The 15,596-nt window shown below is 43.6% G+C and carries 11 protein-coding genes; 5 read left to right on the top strand and 6 right to left on the bottom strand.

The window, feature by feature from the left end; all coding sequences use genetic code 11:
• Positions 1 to 33: 33 nt before the first annotated feature.
• The gene (ccpA, locus tag ACTHPA_RS15395) at positions 34 to 1,032 is read left to right on the top strand and encodes a catabolite control protein A (protein WP_440501429.1); all 999 of its coding nucleotides are present in this window, start codon (positions 34 to 36) and stop codon (positions 1,030 to 1,032) included.
• A gap of 56 nt (positions 1,033 to 1,088) precedes the next feature.
• Here ccpA and ACTHPA_RS15390 read toward each other — a convergent pair whose 3' ends face one another.
• The 3 genes from ACTHPA_RS15390 to ACTHPA_RS15380 are packed head-to-tail and all read right to left on the bottom strand — an operon-like array spanning position 1,089 to position 3,538.
• Positions 1,089 to 2,243 (bottom strand): acetoin utilization protein AcuC, encoded by a 1,155-nt coding sequence (locus ACTHPA_RS15390; RefSeq protein ID WP_440501427.1) that lies wholly within the window; start codon positions 2,241 to 2,243, stop codon positions 1,089 to 1,091.
• Complete coding sequence (locus tag ACTHPA_RS15385; RefSeq protein ID WP_440501425.1) at positions 2,243 to 2,890, bottom strand: acetoin utilization AcuB family protein; 648 nt, start codon at positions 2,888 to 2,890, stop codon at positions 2,243 to 2,245. The genes ACTHPA_RS15390 and ACTHPA_RS15385 overlap by 1 nt, the downstream gene beginning before the upstream one ends.
• A gap of 15 nt (positions 2,891 to 2,905) precedes the next feature.
• Entirely contained in the window at positions 2,906 to 3,538 is a 633-nt protein-coding gene (locus ACTHPA_RS15380; RefSeq protein WP_440501423.1) for a GNAT family N-acetyltransferase, read from the bottom strand.
• A gap of 178 nt (positions 3,539 to 3,716) precedes the next feature.
• Here ACTHPA_RS15380 and acsA point away from each other — a divergent pair, with 178 nt between their 5' ends.
• Positions 3,717 to 5,435 (top strand): acetate--CoA ligase, encoded by a 1,719-nt coding sequence (acsA, locus tag ACTHPA_RS15375; RefSeq protein ID WP_440501421.1) that lies wholly within the window; start codon positions 3,717 to 3,719, stop codon positions 5,433 to 5,435.
• Positions 5,436 to 5,481: 46 nt separating this feature from the next.
• Here acsA and ACTHPA_RS15370 read toward each other — a convergent pair whose 3' ends face one another.
• Positions 5,482 to 8,475 carry a transglycosylase domain-containing protein gene (locus tag ACTHPA_RS15370; RefSeq protein ID WP_440501420.1) on the bottom strand — a complete coding sequence of 998 codons (2,994 nt, stop codon included), beginning with the start codon at positions 8,473 to 8,475 and terminating at the stop codon, positions 5,482 to 5,484.
• A 363-nt stretch (positions 8,476 to 8,838) separates the two neighbouring features.
• Between ACTHPA_RS15370 and tyrS the strand changes: the two genes are divergently transcribed.
• The gene (gene tyrS / locus ACTHPA_RS15365; RefSeq protein ID WP_440501418.1) at positions 8,839 to 10,104 is read left to right on the top strand and encodes a tyrosine--tRNA ligase; all 1,266 of its coding nucleotides are present in this window, start codon (positions 8,839 to 8,841) and stop codon (positions 10,102 to 10,104) included.
• A gap of 212 nt (positions 10,105 to 10,316) precedes the next feature.
• Here tyrS and ku read toward each other — a convergent pair whose 3' ends face one another.
• The gene (ku, locus tag ACTHPA_RS15360; protein WP_440501417.1) at positions 10,317 to 11,144 is read right to left on the bottom strand and encodes a non-homologous end joining protein Ku; all 828 of its coding nucleotides are present in this window, start codon (positions 11,142 to 11,144) and stop codon (positions 10,317 to 10,319) included.
• A gap of 109 nt (positions 11,145 to 11,253) precedes the next feature.
• On the opposite strand from ku, the gene ACTHPA_RS15355 reads away from it, so the two are divergent.
• Positions 11,254 to 13,095 (top strand): DNA ligase D, encoded by a 1,842-nt coding sequence (locus tag ACTHPA_RS15355; RefSeq protein WP_440501415.1) that lies wholly within the window; start codon positions 11,254 to 11,256, stop codon positions 13,093 to 13,095.
• Between the two features lie 117 nt (positions 13,096 to 13,212).
• Complete coding sequence (locus ACTHPA_RS15350; protein WP_440501414.1) at positions 13,213 to 14,805, top strand: long-chain-fatty-acid--CoA ligase; 1,593 nt, start codon at positions 13,213 to 13,215, stop codon at positions 14,803 to 14,805.
• A gap of 79 nt (positions 14,806 to 14,884) precedes the next feature.
• Here ACTHPA_RS15350 and ACTHPA_RS15345 read toward each other — a convergent pair whose 3' ends face one another.
• Positions 14,885 to 15,550: a Type 1 glutamine amidotransferase-like domain-containing protein gene (locus tag ACTHPA_RS15345; RefSeq protein WP_440501412.1), complete on the bottom strand. Its 666-nt coding sequence runs from the start codon at positions 15,548 to 15,550 to the stop codon at positions 14,885 to 14,887.
• Between the last annotated feature and the right edge of the window lie 46 nt (positions 15,551 to 15,596).

The following is a 15,596-nucleotide window of genomic DNA, read 5'->3' as shown; positions in this document are numbered from 1 at the left end:
AGCGAATACATACGATGGGAAGGAGATTCGTCAATGGCAGTAACTATATATGATGTAGCACGAGAAGCAAATGTTTCCATGGCTACAGTTTCACGTGTTGTGAACGGAAATCAGAACGTAAAACCGGCAACACGTAAAAAGGTGCTTGAATGCATCGAGCGTCTCGGTTATCGTCCGAACGCTGTTGCGAGAGGGCTTGCAAGTAAAAAGACGACGACGGTCGGTGTTATTGTTCCGGACATTTCAAAAAGCTATTATGCCGAACTTTCTCGGGGGATTGCGGATATTGCGACGATGTACGAATACAATATTATCTTGTCCAACTCAGATAAGCGGGCGACGAGGGAAGTGGAGCTGTTAGAAGACCATCTCGGCAAACAGGTAGATGGCCTTATTTTCATGAGCGATTCGCTTTCGGAGGAAATTCGGTCAGAAATGGCAACAGCGAATGTACCGATTGTCTTGGCTGGTACTTTGGGCACTGAGACGGATTTGCCGACGGTGAACATAGATCATGAAGAAGCAGCATATGAAGCAGTGAGAAAATTGATTGAAAATGGCCATAAACGCATCGCGCATGTGAGCGGTCCGATGTCCAGAGACATCAATCGATTGTGTAAGAAGGTCGGTTATGAGAGGGCATTGAAGGAAGCTGGCCTTCCGATCATTGAAGAATATTTCATTGAAACGGATAATACGTACGATGACGCATATGAAAAATGGTCCATTATACGAAACCTCGAAGAGCAACCAACTGCCATTTTTGCTGGGAATGATGAAATTGCAGTAGGTGTTTTGAATGGAATTAGAGATGACGGTTTTTCAGTGCCGGATGACTTCGAATTGATCTGTTTCCAGCATACGTTGCTGTCACGTGCAGTAAGGCCGCAATTGACGGCCATTATCGTTCCGCTATATGACTTAGGAGCGGTTTCGATGCGTCTGTTGACGAAGCTTATGAATGGTGAGGAAGTTGAAGATATAAATGTGATCTTGCCGTATCATAAGGAAGTACGTCAATCGACGAAATAATTAAAGCTAAAAGCTGTTCCGCGAGATTATCCGGAACAGCTTTATTAATGTAAAACTTATTGCTGACTTCGCACGATATGTAACGCGCGTTCAAGCATTTGGGCATTCTTCTCCGTAATCTCCGCTTTTCTTGGAATAGGCTCGTACAGCGGATTTGGATCCTCCCATGTTTCAATGAAAGGTACGGGAGAATCATCTTGCCAAGCGGTAAGCCATTGTTCAGGCAGTTTTCCTACAGGTGCTGGAAACTGCTTCATGGCGAGCCAAATATGTGCCCACGCCCTTGGAACGACCCGCCAAATATCATAACCTCCGCCGCCAACAGCAATCCAGCGACCCTCACAATAACGCTCGGCAATATCACGTGCCATCCGTGGTATTTGTTCATAAATCTTCATCGTTCCGTACAAGTGGGTAAGGGGATCAAAAAAGTGTGCATCGGCCCCATTTTGTGTCAATATTACATCCGGCTTGAAATAAGCGGCGACTTCTTCAATGGCAGTTTTATAAATTTCAAGAAATGACTCATCTTCCGTAAAAGCATCTATCGGGAAATTGAAAGAAGTCCCATAGCCATCTCCGTTTCCTCGTTCGTTTATTGCTCCCGTCCCAGGGAACAGGTATCTACCCGTTTCATGAATAGAAAGTGTGCAAACGTTTGGATCGTCGTAAAAAGTCCATTGGACACCGTCGCCGTGATGTGCGTCGGTATCGATATAAAGTACACGGGCATCGTATTTCTTTTGAATATATTTTATGGCGACAGAGCTGTCATTGTAGACGCAGAAACCGGATGCTTTTCCTTGGAATCCATGATGGAGCCCGCCTCCCAAATTCAAAGCGTATTTCGCCCTTCCTTCCATTACTTCATCGACAGCAGTCAAAGTCCCTCCGACAAGCATTGCACTCGCTTCGTGCATATTCGGGAAAATCGGAGTGTCTTCTGTTCCTATGCCATAAACGGAGCCTACCTCTTCACTAATCAGACCCTTGCCAGCCTTTTTGACGATGTCGATGAACTTCGGGTCATGCGCTAATATTAATTCCTCATCAGTCGCGGATCGCGGCATAACAATATCTTCATCCGATATAGCACCGCTTTTTTTCAATAGATCCAGCGTCAAAACAATTCTCTTTTGATTGAATGGGTGGGTATCCGAAAATGAATAGCCAAGTTGTTCCTCGGAATAAATAAATACAGCATCTTTCATCATAGATCAATGCCAGGTACATTCGGCCAGAGGACTTCAAATCCATTATTTCGCAAGCCATCTATGACATTGAGCGGATTCATCGTCTTCACACGAATGACAAGAATTTTATTATTTTCATTTTCCTTGTCAGGATAAACAAGAACACTTAGCACATTCAATTTAAAGTCATGGAACACTTTGGACACTTCAAAAAGAATACCGGGTATATTAGGAACGCGTACTTCAATCTGGGAACCAGGCTGATGAACCCCGGTCAATTCGATATACTTATATAGTAAATCCGTCTCTGTAATGATCCCTACGAGTTTGCCTCCTGTGACGATGGGGAGACAGCCGATGCGGTTATCGTAAAAAATAACAGCCGCCTCCTCTACAAAATCCATCGGATGGCCGCTAATAGGGTTTTTTGTCATGACTTTAGAAAGTGGCGTTTTGTAAACGGTTACATCACATGAATCAGTATAAAGGGAAGGAACGACGTCTTTCAAATCACGGTCTGTTATGACGCCGACAAGTCCTTTATCTTCGGTAATGATTGGTAAATGCCTAATCTTTTTCTCTTGCATGATCAACAAGGCATCGTTTACTGTATGGTCAGGTGAAAGGGAGATGACGTCCCTTTTCATAATCTCTTCAATTAGCACTTGAATATCCTCCCATCAATACATGAATCGGTTCATGAAACGAAGACTGTCGAATTGTTGAATCGATTCCTGATCTACTCGTTTTCCTATCCTCGCCATGAGGCAATTTGCTGGGTGTGAGCTTATTTCAGGATCATCGGTAGCGTAATATTCCAACCCGCCAGCGTTCATCATCTTTTCCATCACTTTTCGGTATTCCCATACATTCAATTTTGTTCCTTTTAAATCCCAATGCCAATAATACTCGGTCGTAATGATAATATAATCTTCCATTGCATCGTCCATCATAGAAACTTCAAGCAAAGCCTTTCCGACTCCGCCGCCCCTAAATTTAGGAATTACTTCGATTGCTCCTAGCTCAATGAGATTTTCCATCTTACCTTTCGACCATCTTTCTAAAGGGTCTGGATACAAGTACGTAACATACCCGACAATTTTATTCATGTCGCGTACGATAAGTATCCGTCCTTCCGGGAGATCGGCGATTTCAATCAGTGCCTTATGCTGCTGTTCAGGCGGTCTGAAAGCAATTAAATCGTTATGGAACTCAAGGTTTGCCAACTCTATTCCGGGAATTGGGCCTTCAATTACGAGGTCGCCATTCTTATGTTTAACTTCCATCGCATTATACGTTTTCTTATGCTCCAAACTTATCACCGTCCTACAAATAAATAGACCATATATATAGTATACAACAATTATATACGAGGTAGAGAACTTATAAATAACAATTAAACGACAATACTAAAAATATCAATTTATTAGCAAATAAAGAAATGATAATGTAGAATAAGAGAGGTAAATGTTTCATGAAAGGGTGATAGGAATGGAGATTAACATTTTACCTGTAATGCAGGGGGATTATCAATTACAGGATTATGACCAAACAGCGAAGGATTTCAAATGGTCTGACGTAGAGAAGGAGTTCAGCTGGCATGAGACCGGGCATATTAATATTGCGCACGAAGCTGTAGATCGTCATGCGAATTCCTATCGAAAAAACAAAGTTGCGCTATTCTACAAAGATGCGGCACGCAAGGAAGCGTATACGTACAATGAAATGAAAAGAATGTCCAATAAAGCTGCAAATGTATTGACGAACCATTCGACATTGGAAAAAGGAGACCGCCTATTTGTTTTCATGCCACGTTCTCCTGAATTGTATTTCGCAATTCTCGGCGCATTGAAAATGGGCACAATTGTCGGGCCGTTATTCGAAGCGTTCATGGAAGGTGCTGTCTATGATAGGCTTGCGGATAGTGAAGCAAAAGCGATTGTGACGACACCGGAATTGTTGAATAGGATTCCTGAAGACAAATTGCCTCACTTGAAAACAATCTTTTTAGTCGGTGAAAATATTAAAGAAGATAATAAGTATATAGATTTCCTTAAGCATTTTAAAAATGCGTCACCTTACTTCCAAGTGGAATGGATGGAACGTGAATCTCCAACATTGCTTCATTATACTTCCGGATCCACTGGAAAACCGAAAGGCGTTCTGCATGTGCAGGAGGCGATGGTGCAACAATTACAAACGGCGCGTTGGGTAATGGACTTAAAAGATGAAGATGTTTTTTGGTGTACGGCGGATCCTGGTTGGGTTACAGGAACAGCATATGGTATTTTTGGACCGATGCTTGCGGGTGCAACATCACTGATTGTTGGTGGAAGATTTTCTACCGATAGTTGGTATGGAGCTATCCAAGAGTATGGAGTAACGGTTTGGTACAGTGCGCCGACAGCATTCCGGATGTTGATGGGAGCTGGTGCGGGACCATTGGAGAAATACGATTTATCTTCATTGCGCCATATTCTATCAGTCGGTGAACCGTTGAACCCTGAAGTTATCCGTTGGGGAATGGAAGTGTTTAAGCTGCGCATCCACGATACTTGGTGGATGACTGAAACTGGTGCGCAAACGATTTGTAACTTCGGATCTTTGCCAATCAAAATGGGATCCATGGGCAAAGCGGTGCCTGGGATTGAAGCCGCCATCGTAGATGATCGAGGGCAAGTGTTGCCGCCGAATCGAATGGGCAATTTAGCCATCAAAAAAGGCTGGCCAGCTATGATGAGGCAAATTTGGAATAACCCCGAGAAATATGATTCGTATTTCTTAAATAATGAATGGTATGTTTCTGGGGATTCTGCCTATATGGACGAGGATGGCTATTTCTTCTTCCAAGGACGGGTTGATGACGTCATCATGACAAGCGGCGAACGTGTAGGGCCGTTTGAAGTGGAAAGCAAGCTGTTGGAGCATCCTGCGATTGTCGAGGCGGGGGTTATTGGAAAGCCTGATCCGGTCCGCGGTGAAATCATTAAGGCATTTGTCGCACTTCATGAAGGATATGAACCGACAGATGAACTCGAAGAAGAAATTAAGCAATTCGTCAAAAAGGAACTTGCTGCACATGCAGCTCCAAGGGAAATTGAATTCAAGGATAAGCTTCCGAAGACGAGAAGCGGAAAAATCATGCGACGTGTATTAAAAGCGTGGGAACTGAACTTGCCGACAGGCGACTTATCGACGATGGAAGATTAAATGAATATATCAAAAGGGAGTCCCGGTTGCGGGACTCCCTTTCTACTTAATCATCGTCTTCATCATCGTCTGCAGGAGGTTTATTACCTCCACCGTTGTTACCATTGCCGTTATTTCCATTACCGTTATTACCGTTATTACCGTTGTTGCCGTTAGTTCCACCGTTGTTCTCGTTTCCATTAGTGCCGTCACCATCTTCATCGCCATCGCCTTCATTTCCTGGCGGTGGCGGCGGTGAATTCTCATCATCTGGCGTTTCTGTTTGTGGCGGTTCCGGGTTGTCGACAATTACGATATTGGAGCCTCCGGATAACAGTCCAGTAATATCTACTGCTCTGACGAAATAATCTCCAGGTCCGACAGGAATTGAATTGGCAGCACCATCAACAATCGTTGCTATCCTTTCATTGTTCCGGTACACATAATAACCGATGACATCATTGGAAGGGGAGTCCGACCATACTAATGTTGATCCGTTTAGAGATGCGCTGACGCCGGCTGGTGCTGCATCGTCAGCTGGGAAAGTTGCTCCCGATACGACGCTAGAAGCGAATACTGACATAGATGGGAACAGCTTCGAAGCATCTCCCCCCCAAGGTCCGAGCATCCGGTCGATGAACGCCTGATTAACTCCTGTTCCTCCTGAAACGATAAATTCAGCAGGTGTTGAAGGAAGCGCCATGTAACGGCTGCCTTTCACGGATACATAGGAAGCGTTGATAATGCTGTCATCCGGTTCTGTAGGCAACATCACTTTGGAATTGAACAGATCAGATCTGACCAATCCGGCTGACGTACAGGCGGCTGATGGGGCCAATCCTGAAATTCCACAAAAAGCTTTCGAAACGACTCCTTCTGGTTGTTTGAAGGTGCTGCCTGCTCCGACGATATCGGGTTTTATTTCATTCGCTTTATTCATCAATCTGCCGAATAGCATTGTCGTCCGGGTTGTCGGATGCATTGCTCCGGATTTTCGAGTGTACAATTTACGTTTTTGATCTTTATAGCCAAACCAAAGGCCCATCGAGACATTCGGATTGTACCCGACAAGCCAAGCGTCACCGTATCCGTTCGTCGTCCCGGTTTTTGCAGCTAAATCGGTTTTGAAGTTCATGAAACCAGGCAATTGCTGTCCTGTTCCACCAGGTTTTATTACATCTCTGAGCATATCTGTTACGATGTACGATGTTTCAGGGCTGAACACGTCCACAGGTTCAATCTCGTGTTCATACACGACATTTCCAGACATGTCTTCGATTCGTTCAATGATGTAAGACTGAATGAATTTGCCGCCATTCGCGAAAGTGGCGAATGCGTTTGTATTCTCTTCAACGCTGACTCCTACATCCATTCCACCATATGAAACGGATAGATGGACGTAATCTCCCTCCGTGAGTTTGGTGAAGTTCATCTTTTCAAGAAACTCTGCAGGTCGGCGATCCACAATTTCCTTGTAAAGCCTTGCTGTCGGTAAGTTGAGGGATTCAGCTAACGCCTGCCTAGCTGGGATAATTCCGTTTTCTACGTTAGCATTATAGTTCGTTGGTGCCCAAATTTTTCCGTTGTCTGGCACTTCGAATTTCACGTCGACGACAGGGCTTCCTGCGCCAATCACCCCATATTCAATTGCCGGAGCATAGACGAGAAGCGGTTTCATGGAAGAGCCGTTTTGCCTGAAAGCCATTGTCGCATGATTAGTGTTTTCAAGATTATGGTCACGTCCTCCGACAAAGGAGAGGATTCGGCCAGTCTTGTTTTCAATCATAATGGCTCCGACTTGTACAGGGTCATCTTTCATAATGACTTCGCCTGTGCTTATATCCTTTTCCTCACGTGTGTAAGTGAATCCATAGTTCTCATATTCTTCTGCCACTTTATTCATTCCGTCGTACAGATCTTTATCTACTGTCGAATATATACGATACCCTCCCGTGCGCATGTCGCGCTCCGCTAAGATACGGTATTTCTCTGCGAGTTTTTTCTCTTCTCCTAGACGATCTGCATCAATACCATCTTTCTCAGCGAGAATCCCGGCTAAAATGTCCTTTGTGCGTTCCTGGATTTCTTGGGTCAAGTATGGATATCTCTCGGTTGCGCGTTCCGTCTTTTCTCGAAAGTCTTTAGTAATATCGTAAGCGATCGCTTCTTCATATTGCTTTTCGGTAATATAGCCGGTTTCCTTCATACGGAAAAGGACCGTTTTCATCCTGTCGATTCCGGGTTTAATATTTTCTTCCTTCTTCAAACCGCCGCCATAATAGTTGCTCAAGAAAGGGGTATATGCAAACGGTGCTTGCGGAATTCCAGCGATATAAGCCGCTTGGGGAAGGTTAAGTTCTTTTGCCTTCACGCCAAAAATACCTTCTGCTGCGGTTTCAATTCCTGCAATATTTTGCCCCATGGCATTTCTTCCATATGGAATGATATTTAAATAGGCTTCTAGAATCTCATCTTTATCCATGAAGTGTTCAAGTCGCATGGCGAGAAGGATTTCTTTCGCTTTCCGCTCATATGAAACTTCATTCGTGAGAATCTGATTTTTGATCAGCTGTTGGGTGAGGGTCGAGCCACCCGTCTGGCTGGATGAATTCGTTACGTCTTGAAATAGACCGCGGAAAATCGCTTTCGGGACAATTCCATTATGAGTTTTAAAATACTCGTCTTCCGTCGCGAGGACGGCATCAATGACGAAAGGAGAAACATCTTTCAATGTCGTTTCTTTCCGTTCGATATCTGCACTAACTTTTCCTAAATATATGTCGTTGGCAAAGTAGATTTCTGAAGTCTCTTCGTAATTGAAGATATCTCCTCGCATTTCAGTTTTCGAACGGAGCGGTTCTTTCGCGACTAATGATGCGAAATATCCTGCACCGACGGAGGCTGCAAAAACACCTATCGTCAGACCGAAGACGAGGAAGAGAAGAAAGAGATTCCATATGACTCCAGATGTGATACGGACTCCCTTTGCCCATCTCTTTTTCTTCAATGATTCAAACTTTTCTTCTATAAGATCTATCCTGTTTTTACGTTTTTCGCTCAAGTTTTCATCCCCCCTAAAATCCTTCCTATTATAGCACATTTCGTGGAAATCAATAGAAAATGTTTGACAAAACGATATTTTAGACTACAATAAGGTTTAAATCATTTTTCACATGGTGAGAAAGCCGGAGTAGGAACGGTCGATCCGTATAGAGAGGCAGCGGTTGGTGGAAGCTGTCCGGTAGCACGTTCACGAATTACAGCTTTGGAGTGTGACGCGTACGCGGCGATAATGCGTCTTAAAGCGGAGAATTTATATGTTCTCAAGCCGGGTGGTACCGCGTTATTTGACTATGTGTCTAACGTCCCTGCATGATTCGATTGAATCGTGTAGGGGCTTTTTCAATTTATAGGAGGGATTTTGATGAAAAGCGCATTGCTGGAAGACTTGAGATGGAGAGGCCTGCTGTATCAGCAAACTGATGAGGAAGGCCTTGAAAAGGTATTAAATGAGGAAAAGATTTCATTATATTGCGGCGTCGACCCGACGGCGGACAGCTTGCATATCGGTCATATTGTTCCTTTTCTAACGCTTCGCCGTTTTCAGCAACACGGCCACCGTCCAATCGTTCTGGTGGGTGGAGCAACCGGCATGATTGGGGATCCTTCCTTCAAGGCGGATGAGCGGCAGCTTCTGTCAGATGAGCAAATTACAAAAAACGTGGCGGGCATCCGCGGGCAATTGAAACACATCTTTGATTTCGAAAGTGAAAACGGTGCTATCTTAGTTAACAATAAAGACTGGTTTGGGGAAATGTCTGCCATCAGCTTCCTTCGAGACTTCGGAAAGCTGTTAAGCGTCAACTATATGCTCGCAAAAGAGAATGTTGCATCCCGTCTGGAAACGGGCATCTCCTTCACGGAATTTACGTATATGCTCATCCAAGGTGCTGACTTCAATCATTTGTATGACAATTACGGCTGCCGTGTACAAATCGGAGGATCTGACCAATGGGGCAATATTACGACAGGTCTTGAAATTATCCGGAAAACGCATGAGGAAGAGACGAAAGCGTTCGGTATTACAATTCCTCTCGTCACCAAAGCGGATGGCACGAAATTCGGTAAAACAGCTGGTGGATCCGTTTGGCTGGATGCAGCAAAAACATCCCCTTATGAGTTCTACCAATTTTGGATCAACACAGCCGACGCTGATGTTATCAAGTACTTGAAAATTTTTACGTTCATGGACCGTGAAGCGATAGAGGCGCTAGAAGTTTCCGTACAGGAAGAACCACATTTACGCAAAGCGCAGCAAGCACTTGCTGAAGAAATGATGCGTCTCATCCACGGTGAGGAAGCACTCGACCAAGCAATCCGCATTTCGAAAGCGTTATTTAGCGGAGACTTGAAAGCATTGACTGTTGAGGAAATGAAAGACGCATTTAAAGATGTGCCGACGGCCGAATTGGATAAGGCGAATAAGAATATCGTCGATTTCATCGTTGAAGCTGGCGTGTCTTCTTCTAAACGCCAAGCACGTGAAGATGTGACTAACGGTGCGATTTCGTTGAACGGAGAAAAGGTAACGGACCTCGCATATGAAGTTACTGCGGCGGATCGTCTAGATGACGCGTTCACAATCGTTCGTAGAGGGAAGAAAAATTATAAAATGGTGAGATTCATCTAATGCAAAAAGGCCATCCTTTACTTCAAAGGATGGCCTTTTTTTATAGGTGGAAAGTCAGAGTCGGTGGTAAACAATCTAAAGTCTGTCGCAAATTGCTGAGTCGGTGATAAACTTTCTAGAGTCGGTGATAAAATGCATCGAGTCGGTGATAACATCTCGAGAGTCGGTGATAAACCATTACGAATCGGTGATAACACGTCTCCCGGGAGTATTTATGCTTTCATCTTTGCTGGTGTCTTCTTCCGTGGTGCGGGCTTTTTCTTTTTCGTCTTATCGAGTGAAGCTTGCAATGCCGCCATTAAATCGGTCGTATTCGAAGGAGAAATCGCTTTTTTCTCTGTTTTAGCCACAGTCGTATTGCCTGCTTTTTTCTCTTCGATCAATTCCATAAGAGCTGTTCGATACTCGTCCGTATATTTATCGGGATCGAATGCAGTCGTCAGTTGATCGACTAGCAAAAGTGCGGTATCAAGCTCTTTTTTCACGACAGTATCTTCATCTGGAATGTTCGGCACATCTCCAACATTTCGCACTTCATCAGGGAAATGGATTGTTTCCATTAACAAAGCGTCTTTATAAACCCGGACGACCGCCAATTGCTCCTTCGAGCGGATGATAATTTTTGCCACACCGATTTTGCCGGATTCCTTCAAAGCTTTCCGCAATAGCGCATACGCCTTTCCGCCGTTCGCATCAGGAGCCATAAAATAACTCCTTTCAAAATAAATGGGGTCAATTTCTTCCAATTTCACGAAATCAATGATCTCTACAGCTTTATCTTCATTTTCCTTCTTCAGCTTTTCGAGATCTTCGTCATCGAGGACGACGAACTTGTTTTTCGTATACTCATACGCTTTCACGATCTCTTCGCTCTTCACTTCTTTATCACAAATCGGACATACTTTTTGATAGCTGATTGGAGAATGGCATTCCTTGTGAAGCTGGCGCAATTTTATATCGTTATTTTCAGTAGCCGCATGAAGCTTGATCGGAATATTGACAAGCCCGAAACTGATGCTGCCTTTCCAAATCGTATGCAATGAAATCACCTGCTTTTATTTTTAGTATGGAAAGCTGGCGCATTCCTATGTATACGAAATACGTTCCGTCAAACAATAGGGAAAATACATAAAAACTTGGAGCGATTAGATGAAACCGATGCTTATGATGGATGCAGATAAAGTGCCAGTAGGGAAAGATTGGCTTTACGAGGCGAAATATGATGGATTCAGAGCAATTCTTCAATGGGATAAAAAAGGAATACAGCTGTTCAGCAGAAACGAAAAATTACTGAACGATATGTTTCCAGAAATTATTGAGGAATGTCGCCGCATCGAACATTTGATAAAGCCATATCTCCCCATTGCATTTGACGGTGAATTGGTTTGCTTGCAAGACGATTTCAGAAGTGAATTTTCCATCGTGCAAACAAGAGGACGTATGCGAAAGAAAGATGTGATTGAACAGCACTCAACAACTTTCCCTTGCCAATATATCGTATTCGATCTGTTGATCATTAAAGGAAAGAATTTAACCGAAGCTGAGCTTGAAAAGAGAAAGGCACAGCTGAAGAAATGTTTCGAACAACTGGGGTTGCCCATTAAAGTTCAATATCGTCACGAAAGTTTAATTCAATTGGTAGAGATGTTTACAGATGAAAAAGACTTGTGGAATCAAATTTCACTATATAACGGGGAAGGGGTAATTGCAAAGCGGAAGAAAAGTATTTGGAGCAATGAAAAACGGACGAATCAATGGCTAAAAGTGAAAAACTGGAGATTGGTTACAGTCATTATAACGAAATATGAGCAAGTCAATGGGTTCTTTACAGGCGCTGTCTATAAGGATAAGCAGTTAATTGAAATTGTGACGTTCAAGCACGGTTTGTCAGAAGAAGAAATGAAGACGCTTAGCGAATTGTTTCTTATAAATGGTAAAAAAACTGGAGATTCTATCTATGAAATCTTGCCATCCATTTGTGCAAATTTAAAATGTATTAGCTTTGACGGAAAACATTTGCGCGAACCTCGTTTCCATTCCTTTCAATTTGATATGAATACTGAAGAATGCCAATGGCGCCATATGCTGCGACAGTTGAATCCGATTCCTGACCACGTCCAAATTACACATCCTGACAAACCGGTTTGGCCGAAAGTAGGCTTGGAGAAGGATGACTACTTGCTTTATTTGCAAATGGCTGCGCCTTATATGATCCCATTTCTAGAAGAACGACATCTAACCTTAATCCGTTTTCCGCATGGTGTTCCAGGAGAGAAGTTTTATCAGAAAAGCGTTCCAGATTATGCTCCCGAATTTGTAAAAACATCAAGAGATGAGGATATTGACTATATCGTATGTAATGACATTACGACATTGCTATGGCTAGGGAACCAGCTTGCACTTGAATACCACATTCCTTTCCAAACGATTGACACGAATATGCCGACGGAGATCGTTTTCGATTTGGATCCACCATCAGTAGATGAATTTTCACTATCCGTAGAAGCCGCACTACGGATGAAAGCGATATTCGATCAGTTCCAACTAAAATCATTCGTTAAAACATCAGGTGGAAAGGGGCTGCAAGTATATATCCCGCTTCCAATCAACAAATTCACCTATGATGATACCCGCATCTTCACCAAATTCATCGCCGACTTCCTCTGCGACCAGGAACCGCAATGGTTCACGACCGAACGCCTAAAAAAGAACAGGGGAAACAAACTTTACTTGGACTACGTACAGCATCACGAAGGTAAAACCATTGTTGCTCCTTATTCGCCTAGAGGAAACGAGCTTGCCACGGTCGCTACCCCGTTGAATTGGGATGAAGTAGGGACTTCTTTGAGTCCGGATCTATTTACAATCCACAGCGTAATCGAACGGATGAAAACGATTGGAGATCCATTTCTCGAATTTAGAAAAGTAGGGGATGCGCAACCGTTTGCCGTTGTTCTTGAACAGTTGATAGAGTTGTTAAAGGAAAAATAGCCCCCTTGTTTTAAATTGTTTACAAATAGCAGAATTTTATGATAATGTTTACTCTATGTACTACCAATCATATAGTTTGGTAGGTACATATTGGATTAGCGGAAAAGGGGGATTATCATGGAAGTACCTTTGATTTTAACTCAGTTTTTAGATCATGCAGTTAAGCTCTATGGGGATAAAAAAGCGATTATTTGTGATGAAAGGGTATTTACTTATCGTGAAATGAATGAACGTGTCAATCAGTTGTCAGGTGGTCTTCGGAAGTTAGGTGTGAAAAAAGGCGACCGGGTAGCGTTCTTGGCACCAAATACTGTAGAGATGCTGGAGGGTTTTTATGGTGTTTTCCAGTTAGGGGCTGTCATGGTGCCATTGAATATTCGTTTAAAACCTGAGGATTATCTATATATATTGAATCATAGTGGATCGAAGGTTTTGTTTGTAGATCAGGACTTATACAATTTAATTTTGCCTATTAAAGAAAAGCTTGAAACCGTTGAAGAGATTATTGTTCATTATCATGACGGCTCATGTGCTGAAGTGAATTATGATGAATTTTTACAGGCGTATTCAAAAGATACTTTCGAGCGTGAAGCTCTTGAAGAAACTGATGTCTGCAGCTTGCTATACACGAGTGGAACAACCGGTAATCCTAAAGGTGTGATGTTGACACATCGTAACAACTATCTTCATGCGTTAACATGTATGCATCATTTACGGGTGACGGATGAAGATGTTCTTGCACATGTGTTGCCGATGTTTCATGTTAACGGCTGGGGCTCTCCGTTCTATTACACAGCAAACGGAGCAACTCAAGTCTGTTTAAGAAAAGTCACTCCAAAAAGCATTTTTGATGCAGTTGAGAAACATGGGGTTACCGTCATGCATATGGCTCCGACGGTGTTGAATTCATTGTTGCAGCATTACGAAGAGCATCCGCAAGAAATGAAGCAAAATACTCGTGTATTTATTGCAGGATCGGCACCTCCGACAGCATTCGTCAATAGAGTTGAAGATGAGCTAGGCTGGGAGTTTATTCAAGTATACGGTATGACGGAATCCAGTCCGTTAAGCACCATTTCTAGAATCCGAACTCACTTCAAAGAATTTTCAGGAGATGAACAGTCTCGTTTGAAAGCTAAAGCCGGAACCCAAATGATTGGTACAGATGTAAAAGTCGTAAATGACTTTGGAGAAGAAGTGGCCTGGGACGGAAAAGAAATTGGCGAACTTATTGTCCGTGGAAATGGCGTCATGAAAGGTTATTGGAAAAATGAAGAAGCAACAATGGAAGCCATCCGGGATGGCTGGCTCTATACAGGGGACATGGCCGTAGTGGATGAGTATGGAACCGTTGGGATCGTCGACCGGAAAAAAGATGTAATCATCTCTGGTGGAGAAAATATTTCTTCGATTGAAGTCGAAGGTGTTTTATATGATCACCCGGCTATCCTGGAAGCAGCGGTGATAGCAGTTTCCCACGAAAAATGGGGTGAAACACCTCACGCTTACGTGGTTTTACGGTCAGGGCAAGGCGCGACAGAAGAGGACTTGATACAATTCACAAGGGATAAGCTTGCCCATTTTAAAGCGATTACGGGAGTCACTTTTGTAGACGAACTGCCGAAAAATGCTTCTGGTAAGATATTAAAAGTTCAGTTGCGTAATGCCTACTGGGAGTCTGTCGGAAAAGCAGAGAGATTTGTTAACTAATAAAAAGTGATTAGAACTAACCCTTGTAACGTTGATTTAACAACATTTCAAGGGTTTTATTGTGCATTGCATCATAAGATTACGGCGTAAACAATTTCCATACACCTTCGGATACAACATCGATCGCTCCGTCGATCACTTTGATGGCGGTTTGATCGTCAATTGCATACGCCGGCCCCTGTATCCCGGCGGCCCATTTCTCCGCATTAGCCGTTGTGTTATACGGCAGCATCTCGTGATCCAGATGCGGGAACATTGCAAAATCGACTAGCCCCAGCGTTTCATCGCTACCGTTGGGTGGGGTCCAGCCAATGAAGAATTCCCCAATGTTAGGTGCCATTACCATACTTCCTGCACTCATTCCCACATAAACTGCTTGCAGCGACGGCAAGAGGTCCGCCAGCCCGGATTGCCGCATCCAGTGGTTCAGGTAGAGGGCGTCACCACCAGAAACCAGCAGGACATCCGTCTCTCGGACCAGTGGAACCCAGCGATCTTCGTCGATGCTTGGAAGCGCTGTAAGCTCCAGCACGCCGACGGACTTCCAGCCCAGTCCAACCATGGAATCGGATTTCCCGCTGATGAACTCCCAAGTTTTGACGCCGGGACCTACCCAAGGGAGGCCGTACATCGCAGTGGGGATACAGAGTGCGCTAGACTCGGAGATCGGCTTGCCCAGCATATCCACCAATGCATCATGAATGCTTTTGTTATTGATACCTGCAGATGTCAGTAGAAATTTCATAAACTCAACTCCTTTTTTTTGCATGGTCTACTTTTTTCGGACTTTT

The organism is Sporosarcina sp. SAFN-015 (genome assembly GCF_051966875.1).
Taxonomy (GTDB): domain Bacteria; phylum Bacillota; class Bacilli; order Bacillales_A; family Planococcaceae; genus Sporosarcina.
This window is presented reverse-complemented; position numbering and strand designations above follow the sequence as displayed.